This is a genomic window from Hydrogenophaga sp. 5NK40-0174, from assembly GCF_040372165.1.
GTDB lineage: Bacteria > Pseudomonadota > Gammaproteobacteria > Burkholderiales > Burkholderiaceae_C > Hydrogenophaga.
On sequence record NZ_BAABWG010000001.1, the window covers coordinates 194,109 to 212,809 of the forward strand.

An 18,701-nucleotide genomic window follows, 5' to 3' on the forward strand; every position below is an offset into this window, starting at 1 on the left:
CTTTCATCACCACCGGAGGCATTTCGTGAAATTCGCTTTGAAATCTGTTGCCGTTGCCGCACTTACTTTGTCAATGGCTGGCGCCTATGCTCAGCAGGGAGAGACGGTCAAGATCGCGTTTATCGACCCGCTGTCCGGTCCCTTTGCAGCTGTGGGGCAAAACCTGCTGAAAAGCTGGCAATACACGGCTGAAGTCAAGAACGGCAAGAACAACCCCGCCGGTGTGAACTTTGAAGTGACGGGCTTCGACAACAAGGCGTCCCCACAGGAAAGCCTGAACTCCCTGAAGGCCGCCATCGATCAGGGCTACCGCTATGTGGCTCAGGGCAACGGCTCTGGCGCTGCAGCAGCCATCTCGGCCGCAGTCGAAAAGCACAACTCCCGCAACCCCGGCAAGGAAGTGGTCTTCCTGAACTATGCGGCGGTTGATCCCTCACTGACCAACGAGAAGTGCAGCTACTGGCACTTCCGTCTGGACGCTGACACGTCCATGAAGATGGAAGCGCTGACAACGTTCATGAAAGATCAGGCCGGCGTCAAGAAGGTCTATGTGATCGGTCAGAACTACTCGCATGGCCAGCAAGTCTCCAAGTACTTCAAGGACGGCATCAAGCGCAAGCGTCCGGACATCGAAATTGTGGGCGATGAGCTGCACCCGATCGGCCAGGTCAAGGACTTTGCGCCTTACGTTGCCAAGATCAAACAGTCGGGCGCCGACGCCATCGTGACCGGCAACTGGGGTGCCGACCTGGTGTTGCTGGTCAAGGCCATCAGCGATGCCGGCCTGAAGATCCCGATGTACACCTACTATGCAGGCACGACCGGCACACCTACCGCACTGGCTGCCGGCGGCGCCGATGAAGTGTATGTGGTGGCCTACGCGCACTCCAACATGGAGGGCGAAGTCTCCAAGATGGCTTATGACTTCAAGGACAAGTTCAAGGACGACTACTACACCCTGGCCATCTACAACGGCATCAACCTGCTGAGCAACGCCATGGCGAAAGCCAAGTCCACCGATCCGGTCAAGGTGGCTGCCGCCCTGGAAGGCCTGGAGGTCAAGAGCTTTGCTGGCAATGTGACCATGCGCAAGCAGGATCACCAGCTTCAGCAGTCCATGTTCGTGACGAAGTGGGCCAAAGTGACGCCCAAGACGCCATACGACGTGGAAAACACGGGCTTCAACTTTGTGCCAATCAAGCAAATGGAGCCCTACGTTGCCAGCACGCCCACCAGCTGCGACATGAAGCGCCCCTCCTAAAGGTGGATACCCCTGGTGCTGGTCATCTGGCGCCAGGGTGATCTTCGATTGGGCCTGCTATGACTCCATCTGCAATGATGGGGGGCAGGCCCGGTTTTTTGATCGAATGAATTTGCCTTCGGCAAAAGAACATGGAATTCTTCACCATATCGCTGCTCAACGGCATCAGCTACGGGCTGTTGCTGTTCATGCTGAGCTCCGGCCTGACGCTGATTTTCAGCATGATGGGCGTGCTCAATTTTGCCCACGCCAGTTTCTACATGGTGGGGGCCTATGTGGCATACAGCCTGATGCTGATCGTCGGCTTCTGGCCCGCACTTTTCATTTCACCCATCATCGTCGGTGTGCTGGGTGCATTGTTCGAAAAATATGCCTTGCGCCGTGTGCACAAGTTCGGCCACGTGCCTGAGCTGCTGATCACCTTTGGCCTGAGCTACATCATTCTGGAAATGGTTCAGCTGGTCTGGGGCACGAGCTCGGTGGACTATCGCGTCCCCGATGAACTGAGCGGGCCGCTGTTCACGCTGTGGGGAACGCAGTTCCCCATGTATCGCGGCTTCATGATGGGGGTTTCCCTGGTCATGCTGGTGTCGATCTGGCTGCTGCTCACCCGCACCCGCATCGGACTGGTGATTCAGGCTGCACTGACGCACCCGGAGACGGTCGAGACACTCGGCCACAATGTGCCGCGCGTTTTCATGATGGTCTTCGGTGGCGGCTCCGCCCTGGCGGGACTTGCAGGGGTCATTGGCGGCAATGCATTCGTGACCGAGCCTGGCATGGCCAGCGCCGTCGGGCCCATCATCTTCGTGGTGGTGGTCGTTGGGGGCATGGGCTCCTTGTCTGGCGCCTTCCTGGCTTCCTTGCTCATCGGACTGGTGCAGACGTTTGCCGTGGCCATTGATTCGTCAGCCGTGACAGTGATGGAAACGTTCAACGTCGCCATCACCGAAGAGACCTTCGGCTATGCGCTTCTGAAGCTCAAAGTCAGTCAGGTCGCGCCCATCCTGCCGTACCTGTTTCTGGTGCTGATCCTGATCTTCCGTCCCCGCGGTCTGCTGGGCACCCGTGAGGGCTGAGACGATGAATACCTCTGTTTCCAAGGCCATGCCGGCCCACAGCACCACGCGTGCCTACTACTCCTTCAAGCCGCTCAACGTAGGGCGATGGATCATCTGGGGCTTGTTTGCCCTGTTGCTGGCCATCAGTCCGGTGTTGTGGGACAGCAGTCTCTCGCACACCATGCTCTCGCAAATGGGCATTCTCACCATCATCTGCCTGAGCTACAACATGTTGCTGGGGCAAGGCGGCATGCTCAGTTTTGGTCATGCCGTCTACTCGGGCATGGGCGCGTTCTTCGCCATTCATACGCTCAATCTGGTCTCTGATGGTGACTGGGGAGTGCCCGTCAGCCTCATCCCCCTGGTGGCCGGTCTGGGCTCCATGTGCGTGGCGATATTGCTGGGCTGGGTGACCACCAAGAAGGCGGCGACGCCGTTTGCGATGATCACCATGGGCATTGGTGAGCTGGTCTGGGCCATGTCGCTGATGTTTCCGGAGTTCTTCGGTGGCGAAGGCGGTATCTCGGGCGACCGTGTGACCGGCTCCACGCCGTTCGGCATCACGTTTGGCCCGCAGATCCAGCTCTACTATCTGATTGCGATCTATACCTTTGTCTGTACCGCATTGATGTACGCGTTCACCCGCACGCCTCTGGGCCGCATGCTCAATGCCGTGCGTGACAACCCGGAGCGGGTGGCCTTCATCGGCTACGACACGCAAATGGTTCGCTACCTTTCATTTGTGCTGGCAGGCTTCTTTGCAGGCATTGGTGGCGGTCTGGCTGCACTCAACTTCGAAATCGTGACCTCCGAGGTCGTGGGTGCCGTGCAGTCAGGGGGCTATCTGCTGTTCACATTCCTGGGCGGGGCCACCTTCTTCTTCGGCCCGATCATCGGCGCCATCCTGATGGTGCTTGCCCTGGTCCTTCTGTCTGAACTCACCAAGGCATGGCTGCTCTATCTGGGACTGGCCTTCCTGTTCATGGTGATGTACGCCCCGGGGGGAGTTGCCAGCCTGATCATGATGAATTTGCGTGTGGCCAAGTTCGGTCGCTTGCGTGAGCTGTGGGTTGCCTATCTGGCGCTCGCAGTCGCAGGACTGGTGGCACTTTTGGGTGCCGGCGCCATGGTCGAGATGGTGTATCACCAGAAGCTCAACGCTGCCCTGGGGCCTGTCGTGACCTTTGCGGGCATCGACCTCAATGTCGAGGGCGTGGGCAGCTGGTTTGGCGCCGGTTTTGTGTTCGTCACCGGTATGGCCATTTTCGAACTGACGCGACGCGCGTTCCTCAAGCACTGGTCGGCCATTCAGACCGACATCGAAATGGAAATCAAGCGGCGGGAGGCGCAATGAGCACGATGGAAACCCAAGCAGTGACCAATCGACCTCTGGAAGAGAGCATGAGCCATGTCGCCGCCGGCGGCTATGCGCTGGAACTGCGCAACCTGCGAAAGAGCTTTGGCAAGACCGAGATCATTTGCGGCGTGGACCTGGCTGTTCGCTCGGGCGAGCGGGTGGCCATCATCGGACCGAACGGGGCGGGCAAGTCCACGTTGTTCAACCTGATATCCGGCCGCTTTGAGCCCACCAGTGGTGATGTGCTGCTCAAGGGGCAGCGCATCAACGGCAAGAAGCCCTATGAGATCAATCGCATGGGCCTCTCTCGCAGCTTCCAGATCACCAACATCTTTCCCAAGCTGAGCGTGTTCGAGAACCTGCGCTGCAGCGTGTTGTGGAGCCTGGGCTATCGGTACACCTTGTTCCGTTTTCTGGCTGACCTCGATGATGCGAACGAGCGGGCTGAAGAGCTGCTCAACATGATTCATCTGGACAAGAAGCGCGACACGCTGGCCATGAACCTGACCTACGCCGAACAGCGCGCCCTTGAGATAGGCATCACCATTGCCGGAGGCGCAGAAGTGGTGTTGCTTGACGAGCCCACCGCGGGCATGAGCAAGAGCGAAACGTCGCGGTTCATCGAGTTGATCCGTGAGGTCACGGTGGGCAAAACCCTCCTGACGGTGGAGCACGACATGGGCGTGGTCTTCGGTCTGGCCGACAAGATCGCGGTGGTGGTTTACGGCGAAGTGCTGGCATTTGACACGCCTGATGAGGTGCGTGCCAACCCACGCGTGCAGGAGGCCTATCTGGGGTCGGTGTTGGCCGAGCAACAGGCCTCGGGCCATTGAACAGGGAGCACTGAGTCATGTTGACAGTCAAGCAACTTCACGCCTACTACGGCAAGAGCCATGTGCTTCATGGAGTCGACTTTGAAGTCGGCAAGGGAGAGATTGTTGCCCTGCTGGGGCGCAACGGCTCGGGCCGGTCTACCACCGCCAAGGCCATCATGGGACTGGTCGAATGCAGGGGTCAGGTGGAATGGCAAGGCCAGCAAATCACCGGGAAAAAACCCTTCGAAGTGGCGCACCTGGGATTGGGCTACGTGCCTGAGAATCGCGACATCTTCCCCAAGCTCACCGTTCACCAGAACCTGCTGCTCGGACAAAAGGGCAGTGGCAAGGGCGCGCGCTGGTCATTCGATGACATGTACGCCATGTTCCCGCGCCTGAAGGAGCGGGAGCACACAGAGGCAGGTGTTCTGTCTGGTGGCGAGCAGCAGATGCTGACACTTTGCCGGACTCTCATGGGAGACCCGGATCTCATCATCATCGATGAACCGACGGAGGGCCTGGCACCCAAGATCGTGGAGCTCGTGGGGGAATACCTGCAAAAGCTCAAGGCAAGAGGTGTCTCTGTTCTATTGATCGAACAGAAGCTCACCATCGCCCTGAACATCTCGGACCGGCTGCTGGTGATGGGGCACGGCAGCATCGTGTTCGAAGGATCGCCCGATGAACTCAGGGATAACCCTGGGATTCGCAAGGAATGGCTGGAAGTCTGACCTGAAGGTGACAGACAGCGCTTGCGGCGGCGCACAAAATTCCTAAAATCGAACGATCGTTCTTTTTGGGCACGGCACACGCCCAGGGCGCCGTGCCCATTTCGTTTTCACCCTTCTAGTCGAGGAGACTTCATGACCGCTGAGTACAAGGTCCACGGTGACGTGGCAGTGATCACCATGACAAACCCGCCGGTCAACGGCCTGGGTTATTCCACCCGCCGAGGCATTGTTGATGGCCTGGAGCAGGCAGGCAAAGACGCCAAAGTCAAGGCCGTGGTCATCACAGGCGCAGGCAAGGCATTTTCCGGTGGTGCTGACATCAAGGAGTTCGACACGCCTCAAGCGACAGCTGAGCCCAATCTGCTCAGCGTCATCCTGGCGTTGGAAGCTTTCGACAAGCCCACCGTGGCTGCCGTGCATTCGGTGTGTATGGGTGGCGGGCTGGAGCTCGCACTGGGTTGCCATTACCGCGTGGCCGCGCCTGGCTGCAGCGTGGCGTTGCCAGAAGTCAAGATTGGCCTGATTCCGGGCGCCGGCGGTACGCAGCGCCTGCCGCGCGTCATTGGCGTGGAGCCAGCGCTGAACATGATTGTCTCTGGTGAGCCGGTCAAGAGCGAGCTGCTCGCTTCCATTCCTGGCCAGAAGCTGTTCGACAAGCTCGCCGCTTCACCCGAAGCACTGGCCGAGGAAGCCCTGGCCTTCGCCAAGGAAGTGGGCGCCAAACATGCTGGCGGTGAGGCACTGCCGCTGGTGCGCAACCTGCCCAACAAGCACCCCAAGGGCGACGCCTACTTCCAGTTCGCCCGCAACATGGTTAAAGGCATGGCCAAGAACTTCCCTGCGCCCGCCAAGTGCGTGGATGCGGTGGAAGCCGGCACCAAGATGAAGTTCGACGCCGGCATGGCCAACGAACTGGAGATCTTCAAGAACCTGATGCTCACGGCTGAAAGCCGCGCCTTGCGTCACCTGTTCATGGCAGAGCGCGCCGCGTCCAAGATTCCGGACGTGCCGTCCGACACTCCCCAGCGCGAAATCAAGTCCGTCGCCGTGATCGGCGCTGGCACCATGGGCGGTGGCATCTCGATGAACTTCCTGCAGGCCGGTATCCCCGTCACGATTCTGGAGACCAAGCAAGAGGCGCTGGACCGTGGTCTGTCCATTATCCGAGGCAACTACGAAGCCCGCGTGAAGAAAGGCAAGCTCAAGCAGGAGAAGTACGAGGGCTACATGTCCCTGCTGACACCCACGCTGAGCTACGACGATCTGAAAGACGCCGACCTCGTCATCGAGGCTGTGTTTGAAGACCTGGGCGTCAAGGAGACCGTATTCAAGAAGCTGGACGAGGTCATGAAGCCCGGTGCCATCCTGGCCTCCAACACCTCTACGCTGGACCTGAACAAGATCGCCGCGTTCACCAAGCGTCCTCAAGACGTGGTGGGCCTGCACTTCTTCAGCCCGGCCAACGTCATGAAGCTGCTGGAAGTGGTGCGTGGCGACAAGACCGGCAAGGACGTCATGGCCACCGTGATGACCGTGGCCAAGAAGATCCGCAAAGTCGCGGTGGTCTCTGGCGTGTGCGACGGGTTCATCGGCAACCGCATGGTCGAGCAGTACGGCCGGCAGGGCGGCTTCCTGCTGGACGAAGGTTGCACACCAGAGCAGGTCGACAAAGCCATCGAGAAGTTCGGTTTTGCCATGGGCCCGTTCCGCATGGGCGATTTGGCAGGCAACGACATCGGTTGGGCCATTCGCAAGCGCCGCGCTGTCGAAAATCCCGACATGAAGTACAGCAAGACAGCGGACCTGCTGTGCGAGAAAGGTCGCTTCGGTCAGAAGACCGGCGGTGGCTGGTACGACTACAAGCCCGGCCAGCGCAAGCCGATCCCGAACGCCGAGGTCATCCAGATGATCGAGGAGCACCGCAAGACGCTTGGCATCACACCGCGCAAGATTTCCGACCAGGAAATCGTGCAGCGCCTGGTGTTCGCATTGGTCAACGAGGCAGCGCACATTCTGGAAGAGGGCATTGCGAACAAGGCCAGCGATATCGATGTGGTCTACATCTTCGGCTACGGCTTCCCGGTGCACCGCGGCGGCCCAATGAACTACGCCAACGAAGTGGGCCTGTTCAACGTGGTCCAGGCCATGAAGCGCTTTGCGCAGAACCCGCTCGACGACGCCGCATTCTGGGAGCCAGCTCCCTTGCTCAAGCGTCTGGCCGACGAAGGCAAGACATTTTGAACGTGAGCACCCCCCTGCGCCGCTTCGCGTCTTCCCCCTGAGGGGGACGCGCCCATTGGACCGGCTAAGCCGGATCTGCGGGCGCCTGGCGTGCGCACCCGTGCTTGACCCCAGATTTACCAGGACACACTCATCATGAGCAACGCAGTTATTGTTTCCACCGCACGCACCCCGCTGGCCAAGAGCTGGAAGGGTTCTTTCAACATGACCCATGGCGCAACGCTGGGTGGGCACGTCGTTCGTGCTGCCATCGAGCGTGCCGGCATCGATGCCGGCGCCATCGAAGACGTCATCATGGGTTGTGCCAACCCCGAGGGCGCTACCGGCATGAACATCGCACGTCAGATTGCGCTGGCCGCTGGTTGCCCGGTCAACGTCTCTGGCATGACGGTCAACCGTTTCTGCTCCTCCGGTCTGCAGACCATTGCCCTGGCAGCGCAGCGTGTGATCGCTGGCGAAGGCGATGTCTACGTGGCCGGTGGCGTGGAGAGCATTTCCTGCGTTCAGCAGGAAATGAACATGCACATGATCTTCGACCCTGCGCTGCAGAAGAAGAAGCCAGAGATCTACTGGTCCATGCTGCAGACCGCCGAGCAAGTGGCCAAGCGCTACAACATCGGCCGTGACGCCATGGACGAGTACGGCGCTGCCAGCCAGCAAAAGGCCTGTGCGGCGCAAGCGGCCGGCAAGTTCGATGACGAGATTGCGCCGATCACGGTCACGGCCGGCATTGCCGACAAGACCCTGGGCCTGATCACCAAGGAAGTGACCGTGAGCAAGGACGAAGGTCTGCGCGAAGGCACTACCAAGGAAGGCATAGCCGGCATTCGTTCAGCGATGCCAGGCGGTGTGGTTTCTGCCGGCAACGCCAGCCAGTTCTCCGACGGCGCAGGCGCTTGCGTGGTCGTGAGTGAAGAGTACGCCAGCAAGCATGGTCTCAAGCCACTGGGCCGTTTCCTCGGCTTCGCCGTGGCCGGTTGCGAGCCAGACGAAATGGGCATTGGCCCGGTGTTTGCTGTGCCCAAGGTGCTCAGCAAGCTGGGCCTCAAGGTCGACGACATCGACCTGTGGGAACTCAACGAAGCCTTTGCAGTGCAGGTCATGTACTGCCGCGACAAGCTGGGCATCCCGGCTGATCGCCTCAACGTCAACGGCGGCGCCATTGCGCTGGGTCACCCCTACGGTGTCTCCGGCCAGCGCCTGACCGGCCACGCCCTCATCGAAGGCAAGCGCCGCGGCGCCAAGCGCGTGTGCGTGACCATGTGTATCGGTGGCGGTATGGGTGCTGCCGGAGTCTTCGAAGTGTTGTAACCCGCGCGCTGCGCGGGTTACAACACGCCCCCCGCGCCGCTTCGCGTCACCCCCCAGAGGGGGGCGATGCCTGTGGACCGGCGGAGCCGGATCCACGGCATCCTCGAATCAGACACGCGCTCCGGTGAGGCGAGGGCGTCGTGCTCTGTTCAATTTCTTTTTTCTTGGTGGATGACTTTCATGAGCCTGCGACCCACTGTTGATTTTCTGTTGTACGACTGGCTCAAGGCCGAAGGCTTGTCTGGCCGTGAGCGGTTTGCCGATCATTCGCGTGAAACTTTCGATGCCGTGCTGGACACTTGCGAGCGCATTGCGCGCGAAAAGTACGCGCCATTCAACCGTCTGGTCGATATCGAAGAGCCCGAGTTCGATGGCGAGAAAGTCATCCTGCCGCAGGCCACCCAGGATGCCTGGGACGCGTATGCCGAATCCGGGATGCTCAGCGCTGCTCAAGACTACGACATCGAGGGCATGCAACTGCCCTACACGGTCGAGGCCGCAGCCAATGCCTTCTTTGCCATGGCGTCGGTGAGCATCGGTGGCGGCATGCTCACGGTCGGCAATGCCAACCTGCTCATGGCACACGGCACTGAAAAGCAGAAGCAGGTGTTTGCGCTCACCGAGTTTTCCGGCCGGTGGTCGGGCACCATGTGCCTGTCTGAGCCGCAAGCCGGTTCCTCCCTGAGCGATGTGGCCACACGCGCCACGCCCGATGGTGCCGATCATGCGGATGACCCGCTGGGCCCGCGCTACCGCCTCAAGGGCAACAAGATGTGGATCTCCGCTGGCGAACATGAGCTGACGGAAAACATCATCCACCTGGTGCTGGCCAAAATTCCGGACGAAAACGGCAAGCTGGTGCCTGGCGTGCGCGGCATTTCGCTCTTCATCGTTCCCAAGAAGCTGGTCGACGCTGAAGGCAATCTCACCGGCGAGCGTAACGACGTGGCGTTGGCCGGTTTGAATCACAAATGCGGTTGGCGCGGTACCACCAACACCTTGCTGAATTTCGGCGAAGGCAAGTACCCGGTGCGTGGCGACAGCGGCGCCGTGGGCTACCTCGTGGGCAAGCCGGGCGAAGGCCTCAAGTGCATGTTCCACATGATGAACGAGGCCCGCATTGGCGTCGGCCTGGCGGCCACCATGCTGGGCATGGCCGGCTATCACGCCAGCCTGGACTATGCCAAGAACCGTCCGCAAGGCCGGCCGATGAGCAACGGCGGAAAAGACTCCGCAGCACCCCAAGTGCGCATCATCGAGCACGCCGATGTGAAACGCATGCTGCTGGCCCAGAAAAGCTATTGCGAAGGTTCGCTGGCATTGGGTTTGTATTGCGCTCGCCTCGTCGACGAGCATCACACGGCGGACGCAGAGGCGGCCAATGAAGCGCGGCTTCTGCTGGAAGTGCTGACGCCCATCGTCAAGAGCTGGCCCAGCGAATGGTGCCTGGAAGCGAACAGCCTGGCCATCCAGATCCATGGCGGCTACGGCTACACGCGTGACTTCCCGGTGGAACAGTACTGGCGCGACAACCGCCTGAACATGATCCACGAAGGAACGCACGGCATCCAGGCCATGGACTTGCTGGGCCGCAAGGTTTTGATGGAGCAGGGCAAAGGGCTGGCGCTGCTGGCCGGCCGCATCAACGCCACCATTGAGCGCGCCATTCAGGTGCCGTCGCTGGCGGCCCATGCCAATGCCTTGGGCAAGGCTTTGCAGGACGTGGGCGCGGCCACCAAGGCCGCATGGGCCACTGGCGTGCCAGGCGAAGCACTGGCCAATGCCGTGCCCTACATGCAGGCCTTCGGGCACACGGTGTTGGCCTGGATCTGGCTGGACGTGGCGCTGTCATCGCAAGACAAGGCAGACGATATGGCGCAGAAAGGCCGTCTGGCGGCCGCGCAGTTCTTCTTCCACTACGAGCTGCCCAAGATCGGCGCCTGGCTGCAAGTGGTCAGCTCGCGAGACCAGACCTGCGCCGACGTTCCTGAAGACGCCTTCTGATTCGCATCTGGTAGCGCAGTCCGGTAGCCATGGTGACAGGCCATGGCAGCTGGCTGCGTGACACTGCAAGGCCGGAGCAAAGGCGCTCACCTACAAGACTGAATATCCATCCAAGGAGACATCTGCATGACCCGTACCGTTCACCAGCTCTTCGACCTCAAAGGCAAAACAGCCCTGATCACGGGTGGCTCTCGCGGCCTGGGCTTGCAAATGGCGCATGCACTGGGTGAAGCCGGCGCACGAGTCATGATCAGCTCTCGCAAGGCAGATGACCTGGAGCAGGCCACGACCGAATTGCAAGGGGCCAACATCGATGCGCGCTGGGTCGCAGCCGATGGTCAGAACCCCGAAGACATGCAACGGCTGGTGAGCGAGACCACCGGACGGATTGGTGAGATCGACATTCTGGTGAACAACGCAGGTGCCTCCTGGGGGGCACCGGCGGAAGACCATCCGCTGGAAGCCTGGGACAAGGTGATGAACCTCAACGTCCGCAGCTACTTTGTGCTCAGCCAGCTGGTGGCGAAATCGAGCATGATCCCCCGCCGCACCGGCAGCATCATCAATACCGCTTCCATTGCGGGCCTGGGCGGCAACCCGCCGGCCATGAAGACCATCGCCTACAACACCTCCAAGGGCGCGGTGATCAACTTCACCCGCGCACTGGCATGCGAGTGGGGCCATTACGGTATTCGCGTCAACGCGGTGGGGCCAGGTTTCTTCCCCAGCAAGATGACCAAGGGCACTCTGGAGTACCTGGGTGAAGACAATCTCAAGGCACACGCCCCCCTGCAGCGCCTGGGCGATGACGAAGACCTCAAGGGCATCACCTTGTTGTTTGCTTCCGATGCCGGCAAGCACATGACGGGCCAATTCATTGCCATCGACGGGGGTGTTTCAGCGGTGGCCGGCGGCTGATCATCAGACCTCTACACTGAGGCCTGTATCACCACAGCAACTTATTCAACGCATGAAATTTGCCGTTCACATTCCCTTTGTGGAATTGCTGGGCTTCGAACTGATCAAGTTCGAGAACAGCGAAGCAGAAATCCGTTTTGCACCCAGGCTAGAGCATGACAATTCCTTTGGCGTGGTCCATGGCGGCGCCACCATGACGCTGATGGATGTCGTCATGGCCCATGCGGCCCGCGCCAACGACGACCCACGTGGTGTCGTCACCATCGAGATGAAAACCAGCTTCATCAAAGGCGGCGTCGGCCCACTGCTGGCCAAAGGCAGCGTGCTCAAACGCACTGCCTCGCTGGCCTTTACCGAGGCCAAGGTTTACGACGAATCGGGTGACCTGGTAGCCCACGCCACCGGCACCTTCAAGTACATGAAACGCATCGTTCCAGGCAGCGGCCGCGAAGGCGCGGTGCCCAGCGACTGACAGTAGCTCGGCCAAATCGGCCAACCTCTCATCCCCCTCACTTTTCCGGAGACAACCCATGCCCACCAATCGCCAAGTCCTGCTCGACAACCGCCCCGAAGGCGAAGCCGTCGCCAGCAACTTCAAAGTCGTCAGTGTTGACACCCCCGCCTTGACCGAAGGTCAGGTGCTGGTGCGTCACCATTACCTCAGTCTGGACCCGTACATGCGCGGACGCATGAACGAGAGCAAGAGCTACGCTGCGTCGCAGCCGCTGGGCGAAGTCATGATCGGTGGCACCGTCGGTGAAGTGGTGGAGTCGCAGCACCCCAAGTACCAGGTGGGTGATCAGGTCGTTGGCATGGGCGGCTGGCAAGAGTACAGCGTTGTCAATGCCAACGAACCGGGCGCGCTGCGCAAGGCCGACACCACACATGTGCCGCTGTCCTACTACCTCGGTGCTGTCGGCATGCCCGGCGTGACCGCCTGGTATGGCCTGGTCAAGATCATCGAGCCCAAAGAGGGCGAGACCATGGTCGTCAGTGCGGCCACAGGCGCTGTCGGCAGCGCATTCGCTGCGCTGGCCAAGGCACGTGGTTGCCGCGTGGTCGGTATTGCCGGTGGACCTGAGAAATGTGCCTATGCGGTGGCTGAGCTCGGCTATGACGCCTGCATCGACTACCGCGAACACAAGGACATGTACAGCTTGTCCAAAGCTCTCAAGGAAGCCTGCCCGAAGGGCATTGACGGCTACTTCGAGAACGTGGGTGGCATGATCATGGACGCTGTGATGCTGCGCATGAACGCGTTCGCCCGCGTTGCCTTGTGCGGCATGATTGCTGGCTACAATGGCGAGCCCCTGGCCATGGCCAACCCGGCCTTGTTGCTGATCAACCGCGTCAAGCTCGAAGGCTTCATCGTCAGCGAGCACATGGAAGTGTGGGGCGAGGCCATGAAGGAGCTGGGCACGCTCGTGGCCATGGGCAAACTCAAGCCGCGTGAGACGGTCTCGCAAGGCATCGAGAGCGCGCCGGAAGCCTTCCTGGGACTGCTCAAAGGCAAAAACTTCGGCAAGCAGCTGGTCAAGCTGATCTGATCGTGTTGGGGCAATCGGTGAGGCGAGGCGCTTTGGCCCTTCGCCTTATCGACGCCCAAGCGGGAATCGGTTAGGGTTCCTCTGTCGCAAAGCAAGGATGTCCAGCCATGTCTGAACTGATTCTTCACCAGTACCCCTTGTCACCGTTTGCCGAGAAGGCGCGATTGATGATGGGGCTGAAGCAATTGAACTGGCGCAGCGTGGAAATACCGCGTGTCATGCCCAAGCCCGATGTGGTGGCCTTGACGGGCGGCTATCGCCGTACACCTTTGCTTCAGATCGGGGCAGACATCTATTGCGACACAGGTCTGATCGCCGATGTGCTGGAGCACCTCCAGCCAGAGCCGTCGCTGTACCCAGTGCTGCACAAAGGCATGGCAAGGGTGTTGGCGCAATGGGCCGACAGCACCTTGTTCTGGGCGTCGGCGGCCTACACGCTCTCGCCCAAGGGTGTGGCTGCGAAATTCGCTGACCAGCCGCCAGAGGCACTGCAGACCTTCGCTGCCGATCGCAAGGCCATGCGGACCAACATGGTGCAGCTTCGGCCAGCGGATGCGACGAGCGCGTATCGCAGCTATCTGCGCCGCATCGCATCGATGCTGGATCAAGATTTTCTGCTCACCGAGACACCGTGTCTGGCGGACCTGGCGGTGTATCACCCCCTGTGGTTCACCCGCACGGGAGGCCCTGCCATTTCCGACATCTTTGATGCCACGCCGGAAGTGCTGGCCTGGATGGACCGGGTTGCTGCGGTGGGGCATGGGCAGGCCACGCCCATGTCGTCAACGGAAGCCATTGAGGTGGCGCGCAATCATGTGCCAACCCCCATCCCAAGCGATGAGGTTTTTCAGGATGATCATGGCATCCCGCTGGGATCGCGCGTGACGGTGGCCGCCGAGAGCTTTGGCCCTGAGACCTCGGAAGGCGTACTCGTGGCTGCGACCCGAACCCGCCTGGTCATTGAGCGCACTGATGAGCGAGCGGGAAAGGTCCATGTGCATTTTCCGCGCGTGGGCTACGTGCTGCGAGCCGCACAAGCGTGACCGCCAGTTCAGGCCTGCAGTGGTCTTGCCTGTCGTTCGGTGAGCTGTCGCCCCAGGCGCTCTATGCATTGCTCGCACTGCGCTCGGCCGTCTTTGTGGTCGAGCAGAACTGCGTCTATCAGGATGTGGATGGAAAGGATCCGCAGGCTTTGCATGTGATGGGCTGGCATGCCTCGGACACGGGCTCGCCGACGTTGCTCGCATCGACGCGACTGCTGCCACCAGGGGCCAGCTTCGCCGAGGCCAGCATTGGGCGCGTGGTGACAGCGCCGGTCACGCGCGGGACGGGCCTGGGACATGAACTCATGGCAAAGTCGATCGACTGCCTTTTCCGGCAGTGGGGTGTGCAGGACATCCGGATCGGCGCACAGTCACACCTGCAGGGTTTTTATGCCCGGCACGGCTTTGTTCGTGACAGCGATGAGTACGACGAAGACGGCATCCCCCACGTGGAAATGGTTCGCCGCGGCGACAGCCGTTGACCCAAGAGGAGACGAGGAACAATGATCAAGGATTTCAAAGGCAAGACCGCAGTTCTCACCGGAGCGGGCTCGGGTTTCGGACTGGAGTGCGGGCGCATCGGTGCAAAGCTGGGCATGAATCTGGTGCTGGCAGATGTGCAGCAGGACGCGCTGGACAAGGCCGAAGCCGAGCTCAAGGCGGCTGGAGCACAAGTATTGGCCATGCGTGTGGATGTCTCCAAAGCCGCGGAGGTGGAAGCACTGGCCAAGGCGACAAAAGAACGCTTCGGTGCGCCGAACTTTGTGTTCAACAACGCGGGTGTCGGCTCGGGCGGCCTGATCTGGGAAAACGAAATCCGTGACTGGGAATGGGTGCTGGGTGTCAACCTCTGGGGCGTGATCTACGGCGTGCACTGCTTCACCCCGATGATGCTGGAAGCGGCCAAGGCTGATCCTTCCTTCGAAGGCCACATCGTCAACACCGCGAGCATGGCAGGCATTCTCACGCCGCCCAACATGGGTGTCTACAACGTGAGCAAGCATGCTGTAGTGGCGCTCACTGAAACCCTCTATCACGACCTCAATCTCGTCAGCGACCAGGTTGGTGCCAGTGTGCTGTGCCCTTACTTTGTGCCCACGGGTATCAGCGCCAGCGAGCGCAACCGTCCAGCGGATCTGGCGGATCTGAAGCCAACCAAGAGCCAACTGATCGGCAAGGCCATGAGCGAGAAGGCCGTGTCATCTGGCCGGGTGACCGCAGAGCTGGTGGCGCAGATGGTGTTCGATGCCATGAAGACCAATCAGTTCTATATCTATAGCCACCCCAAGGCACTCGGAAATGCCCAGTCGCGTTTCGACAATATGGTGCAGGGTGTCAATCCGGCTGATCCGTTCGAGGGCAGGCCGGAGGTCGGCGTGGCACTGCGGGAAAAGCTCCGCGAGGCCGACTGAGGGACCCCGGGCTCAGGGCAGCTGCTCTCGCCAGAACTTGGGCAGCATGTCCACCAGCGGGCTTCGCTCGCGCTTGAGCTGGTGAACACCTGAAGCATTTCCGGGCACTGGGGTCGGCCCGGAAACCTCAGCCCATGCCAGCTGTCGCATCCATGCCAGGTCGACCATGCCGGTAGGCAACTGTCGAGCATAGATCAACTCCAGCATCTTGCGCGCCTGGCTGCTCCCCTGTGCCTCAGCCTGCTGATACAGGCGCAGCGCTTCGGAATAGTTGGCCGGAATGCCGTCGCCGCGGTGGTAGCGCTGGGCTTGCTCGAACAGCTCAGCTGCGCGACTGCCTTCTGCCGCCACTTTGGGTGTTTTGCTGCTGGGCTTGACCTGCGCTGCCGCGGCCACTGGCCGCTTCAGGCGGGCACTGAGCTGGCGTGCGTTGCTGGCGGCCACCTCGGAGCGGCGTGCAAACTTCTCGAACCAGCTCAGTGCCTCCTCCGGCTGGTTGATGGCCACCAATGCCAGGCCCAGCTCGATGCCGGCGTGGAGGTTGCCGCCTTTGGCCGAGCGCTCAAGGAGCTCCTGATCATGGATGGTCACCGGCGCAGGCGCGCCTGGTGTCGCGACTTCAATGGGTTGCAACCTGTCCTTCATCACCCACAGCAAAAATCGTGCGCGTGCACTGTCGACCCGGGACAGCCGGTCGATCCAGGGTTTGGCTTCCGCCGGTTTGGGTTGATCGGCGCAGCCCTCCAGGGCGCACCATGCCATGCCTGCTGCTGCGCGCGAGTCGCCCAGGCTGGCAGACCGTGCGAACCATTGCTCAGCCTCTGCCGAATCCTGAGGCGCGCCTGCACCATGCAGGTAGATCAGGCCAAGCGTGCGGGAGGCAACTGCCGAGCGGCGCCGGACTGTCTTGCTCGAGCGCTTGGACGCTTTGAGCGCGACATCCCGAAGCCGGTCGATGCTGCGCGTGTCTTCGCCAATGCCGTCGAGTCCACCTTCGGCCAGATCGGGCTCCTGAACAGGGGCCAGGTCAAAGCCCTCGCTGTCGCCTGCAGGAGCCGATTGAATGGGCTCAGGTGGCGTCAACGTCGGTGCGGCAATCACCCCTGCCGATGCCACAGATGCGCCGATGGCAAGAACGACTGCTCGCAGTCCTTTGGGGCAAAGGGTTGAGTGACGCATGACAGTGACTGAGCGTTAGGGTGTAGCAGGCAGTGAACAGGCCGCCGGTCCGAACATCATCATCATGATCATGCCGTCACCTGTTCATGTCCAGACCGCCTGGCCGAGCGGTGAGGTGAATGTCAACGACCGCCTTTGCCCTTGGGTGCCACAGTCCACTCGACCTTTTGTCTGGAGTAGCCGTTCTCGCCCAGTGCCATGGAATACGCTGTCGCCACGTCGTCAACGCTGTTGAATGCTGCGATGGGCTTCAGTCCCGGGCCCCGGAGGGTATCTGGAAGCTTGGCACTGACATCGTCGTCGGTGGCCATGCACATGACAGCTTCGGTTCCGGGCGCAGTCGTGGTCAACACGAAGCCAGGGTTGGGGCTCATCCAGTCCGGAATGCGGACGGCATGGTTGGCAATGGCGACAGTCTGTGTGGAAACGGCGTTTGGCAGCAAGCGCATCACGTTCCCTGAAGAGTCAGACAGGTAGCAGGCCAGGTGAGATGTCCGCGAAACTGTTGCTGAAAGGAAGACCTGCTCACCAACCTGGAACTCCGTGCGACCGAGCAGGACGTTCTCGACCTGCAGATCGACACTGCGCGGCGGCTCCATCGTCCCGTAGGCCTTGCCGGAGCTGGCCACAGGGTCACCAGGCATCGTGCCAGGCTGAACGGGCTGCGGGTTCTTGCTCATCCAGCCATATCGGGTGAGGTTGCCAGTGGCGTCCAGGGCCACGAAATCCCTCAATGCGCGTTCGTAGGTGCTGAAGTCCACCACTCCGTTGACGACCATGCCGGAGTCCGCCTGAAACTCACCCAGTGCGCGGCGGAAAGCCAGGGTATTGGCAGGCATGTTGGCCGCGTCCTGAGGCAGATAGCCCTTTGCAATCAGCGAGCGGCGCACCAGGCCCTGGCGAACACCGATGTCTCCTTCGTCGAACCAGTCACGCAACTGGCGCTGGAAGCTCGGGTGGCTTTGCTCAAGTGTCAGGCATTGCCAGTAAGGCACCTTGGCCCATTTGCCCAGCAGCTCGATCATGGCCAGCTCGACCAGCGTGCGAACGGCAGCACCAGAACCCTGGGCATAGTCACGTCCCACGCTCAACTGCCAGCCATAGTCGCCGATCCGGCCCGCCAGGTCCATGCCCTGGCCGCCATTGCCGACAGTCACCTCGTTGGCAGAATCGATGCCTGGAATCAGGGTGCGGGTACGGAAGTCGCCCAGGTGCAGTTCAAGGCCGATCAGCGTGGCGTTCTTGTTGGCACTGAAACCGGTCTCCAGACGAGAAGCGGAGGTGCCGAAGTCGTTTCGGTTGTTGATGACGTTCTGGTCAACAAAAGAGACAGCGCCGGAAATGTACAGCGAAGGGCGCTGCAACTGAACCTGGTTGTTGTTGAGCAAAATGGTGGTCAGGTTCTGCACCGTGTCCTGACGAGCGATGTCGACTTCGTAGTCGACATAGCGGAAAGCATTGCTTACCCGCGACATCTGTGAAATCGCCGTGATGATCATCTCCTTGGTGGCCACGGGCACCTTGGCAGAGTAGTCAGGGATTTGCTTGCTGGTCAGCAGGGTGGTGGTGATGTTGGCGTCCCGGAACATCCGGTCCATGCACATCAGTGAATCGGAAAAACTGGAGATCGACCGCACCGGGCGAACGACCGGGCGGTCCGTCGTGGATGCGTAGCTTTGATAGTCCGCGTCCTTGCGTGGATCCATCGGGGTGGTACAGCCGGCCAAAACCAAAGCGCCCAGCAGGGCAGGCAGGCGCCAGCTCTGGAACCATCGGGCTGCTGGCGTAGTGGATTTGTTGTGCGGTTTCATGATGGCGTAC

Annotated in this window: 16 protein-coding genes; 14 read left to right on the top strand and 2 right to left on the bottom strand. The window is 60.8% G+C overall.

Going from position 1 to position 18,701, the window contains the following annotated elements; genetic code table 11:
* Nucleotides 1–25 precede the first annotated feature (25 nt).
* The 14 genes from ABWV89_RS00870 to ABWV89_RS00935 all read left to right on the top strand — a co-directional run bounded on the left by ABWV89_RS00870 (nucleotide 26) and on the right by ABWV89_RS00935 (nucleotide 15,701).
* Entirely contained in the window at nucleotides 26–1,261 is a 1,236-nt protein-coding gene (locus ABWV89_RS00870; protein WP_353393300.1) for a branched-chain amino acid ABC transporter substrate-binding protein, read from the top strand.
* 131 nt (nucleotides 1,262–1,392) lie between these two features.
* The gene (locus tag ABWV89_RS00875; protein WP_353393302.1) at nucleotides 1,393–2,340 is read left to right on the top strand and encodes a branched-chain amino acid ABC transporter permease; all 948 of its coding nucleotides are present in this window, start codon (nucleotides 1,393–1,395) and stop codon (nucleotides 2,338–2,340) included.
* A 4-nt stretch (nucleotides 2,341–2,344) separates the two neighbouring features.
* Nucleotides 2,345–3,676 (top strand): branched-chain amino acid ABC transporter permease, encoded by a 1,332-nt coding sequence (locus ABWV89_RS00880; RefSeq protein ID WP_353393304.1) that lies wholly within the window; start codon nucleotides 2,345–2,347, stop codon nucleotides 3,674–3,676.
* A 47-nt stretch (nucleotides 3,677–3,723) separates the two neighbouring features.
* Nucleotides 3,724–4,512: an ABC transporter ATP-binding protein gene (locus ABWV89_RS00885; protein ID WP_353395115.1), complete on the top strand. Its 789-nt coding sequence runs from the start codon at nucleotides 3,724–3,726 to the stop codon at nucleotides 4,510–4,512.
* A gap of 17 nt (nucleotides 4,513–4,529) precedes the next feature.
* Complete coding sequence (locus tag ABWV89_RS00890; protein ID WP_353393306.1) at nucleotides 4,530–5,225, top strand: ABC transporter ATP-binding protein; 696 nt, start codon at nucleotides 4,530–4,532, stop codon at nucleotides 5,223–5,225.
* 132 nt (nucleotides 5,226–5,357) lie between these two features.
* On the top strand, nucleotides 5,358–7,466 hold the full coding sequence (locus ABWV89_RS00895) for a 3-hydroxyacyl-CoA dehydrogenase NAD-binding domain-containing protein (RefSeq protein WP_353393308.1): 2,109 nt from the start codon (nucleotides 5,358–5,360) through the stop codon (nucleotides 7,464–7,466).
* 135 nt (nucleotides 7,467–7,601) lie between these two features.
* A complete protein-coding gene (locus tag ABWV89_RS00900; protein WP_353393310.1) occupies nucleotides 7,602–8,777 on the top strand; it encodes an acetyl-CoA C-acyltransferase in 1,176 nt (391 codons plus the stop codon).
* A 180-nt stretch (nucleotides 8,778–8,957) separates the two neighbouring features.
* Complete coding sequence (locus ABWV89_RS00905; protein ID WP_353393312.1) at nucleotides 8,958–10,781, top strand: acyl-CoA dehydrogenase; 1,824 nt, start codon at nucleotides 8,958–8,960, stop codon at nucleotides 10,779–10,781.
* A 126-nt stretch (nucleotides 10,782–10,907) separates the two neighbouring features.
* Nucleotides 10,908–11,699: an SDR family oxidoreductase gene (locus tag ABWV89_RS00910; protein WP_353393314.1), complete on the top strand. Its 792-nt coding sequence runs from the start codon at nucleotides 10,908–10,910 to the stop codon at nucleotides 11,697–11,699.
* 52 nt (nucleotides 11,700–11,751) lie between these two features.
* Nucleotides 11,752–12,171, top strand: a complete 420-nt coding sequence (locus ABWV89_RS00915) for a PaaI family thioesterase (protein ID WP_353393316.1) — start codon at nucleotides 11,752–11,754, stop codon at nucleotides 12,169–12,171.
* Nucleotides 12,172–12,229: 58 nt separating this feature from the next.
* Nucleotides 12,230–13,246: an NADP-dependent oxidoreductase gene (locus tag ABWV89_RS00920; RefSeq protein WP_353393318.1), complete on the top strand. Its 1,017-nt coding sequence runs from the start codon at nucleotides 12,230–12,232 to the stop codon at nucleotides 13,244–13,246.
* Nucleotides 13,247–13,353: 107 nt separating this feature from the next.
* Nucleotides 13,354–14,289, top strand: a complete 936-nt coding sequence (locus ABWV89_RS00925) for a glutathione S-transferase family protein (protein WP_353393319.1) — start codon at nucleotides 13,354–13,356, stop codon at nucleotides 14,287–14,289.
* Complete coding sequence (locus ABWV89_RS00930; RefSeq protein ID WP_353393321.1) at nucleotides 14,286–14,771, top strand: GNAT family N-acetyltransferase; 486 nt, start codon at nucleotides 14,286–14,288, stop codon at nucleotides 14,769–14,771. The genes ABWV89_RS00925 and ABWV89_RS00930 overlap by 4 nt, the downstream gene beginning before the upstream one ends.
* 21 nt (nucleotides 14,772–14,792) lie before the next feature.
* Complete coding sequence (locus ABWV89_RS00935; RefSeq protein ID WP_353393323.1) at nucleotides 14,793–15,701, top strand: SDR family oxidoreductase; 909 nt, start codon at nucleotides 14,793–14,795, stop codon at nucleotides 15,699–15,701.
* Between the two features lie 12 nt (nucleotides 15,702–15,713).
* Here ABWV89_RS00935 and ABWV89_RS00940 read toward each other — a convergent pair whose 3' ends face one another.
* On the bottom strand, nucleotides 15,714–16,880 hold the full coding sequence (locus ABWV89_RS00940) for a tetratricopeptide repeat protein (RefSeq protein ID WP_353393325.1): 1,167 nt from the start codon (nucleotides 16,878–16,880) through the stop codon (nucleotides 15,714–15,716).
* Between the two features lie 122 nt (nucleotides 16,881–17,002).
* On the bottom strand, nucleotides 17,003–18,691 hold the full coding sequence (locus ABWV89_RS00945) for a DUF4384 domain-containing protein (protein WP_502903111.1): 1,689 nt from the start codon (nucleotides 18,689–18,691) through the stop codon (nucleotides 17,003–17,005).
* Between the last annotated feature and the right edge of the window lie 10 nt (nucleotides 18,692–18,701).

Coding starts and splice junctions, on each gene's coding strand:
- ABWV89_RS00900 (WP_353393310.1), top strand. CDS start 7,602: ATGAGCAACGCAGTTATTGTTTCCACCGCACGCACCCCGCTGGCCAAG.
- ABWV89_RS00940 (WP_353393325.1), bottom strand. CDS start 16,880: ATGCGTCACTCAACCCTTTGCCCCAAAGGACTGCGAGCAGTCGTTCTT.
- ABWV89_RS00920 (WP_353393318.1), top strand. CDS start 12,230: ATGCCCACCAATCGCCAAGTCCTGCTCGACAACCGCCCCGAAGGCGAA.
- ABWV89_RS00885 (WP_353395115.1), top strand. CDS start 3,724: ATGAGCCATGTCGCCGCCGGCGGCTATGCGCTGGAACTGCGCAACCTG.
- ABWV89_RS00910 (WP_353393314.1), top strand. CDS start 10,908: ATGACCCGTACCGTTCACCAGCTCTTCGACCTCAAAGGCAAAACAGCC.
- ABWV89_RS00935 (WP_353393323.1), top strand. CDS start 14,793: ATGATCAAGGATTTCAAAGGCAAGACCGCAGTTCTCACCGGAGCGGGC.
- ABWV89_RS00895 (WP_353393308.1), top strand. CDS start 5,358: ATGACCGCTGAGTACAAGGTCCACGGTGACGTGGCAGTGATCACCATG.
- ABWV89_RS00945 (WP_502903111.1), bottom strand. CDS start 18,691: ATGAAACCGCACAACAAATCCACTACGCCAGCAGCCCGATGGTTCCAG.
- ABWV89_RS00875 (WP_353393302.1), top strand. CDS start 1,393: ATGGAATTCTTCACCATATCGCTGCTCAACGGCATCAGCTACGGGCTG.
- ABWV89_RS00890 (WP_353393306.1), top strand. CDS start 4,530: ATGTTGACAGTCAAGCAACTTCACGCCTACTACGGCAAGAGCCATGTG.
- ABWV89_RS00925 (WP_353393319.1), top strand. CDS start 13,354: ATGTCTGAACTGATTCTTCACCAGTACCCCTTGTCACCGTTTGCCGAG.
- ABWV89_RS00880 (WP_353393304.1), top strand. CDS start 2,345: ATGAATACCTCTGTTTCCAAGGCCATGCCGGCCCACAGCACCACGCGT.
- ABWV89_RS00905 (WP_353393312.1), top strand. CDS start 8,958: ATGAGCCTGCGACCCACTGTTGATTTTCTGTTGTACGACTGGCTCAAG.
- ABWV89_RS00915 (WP_353393316.1), top strand. CDS start 11,752: ATGAAATTTGCCGTTCACATTCCCTTTGTGGAATTGCTGGGCTTCGAA.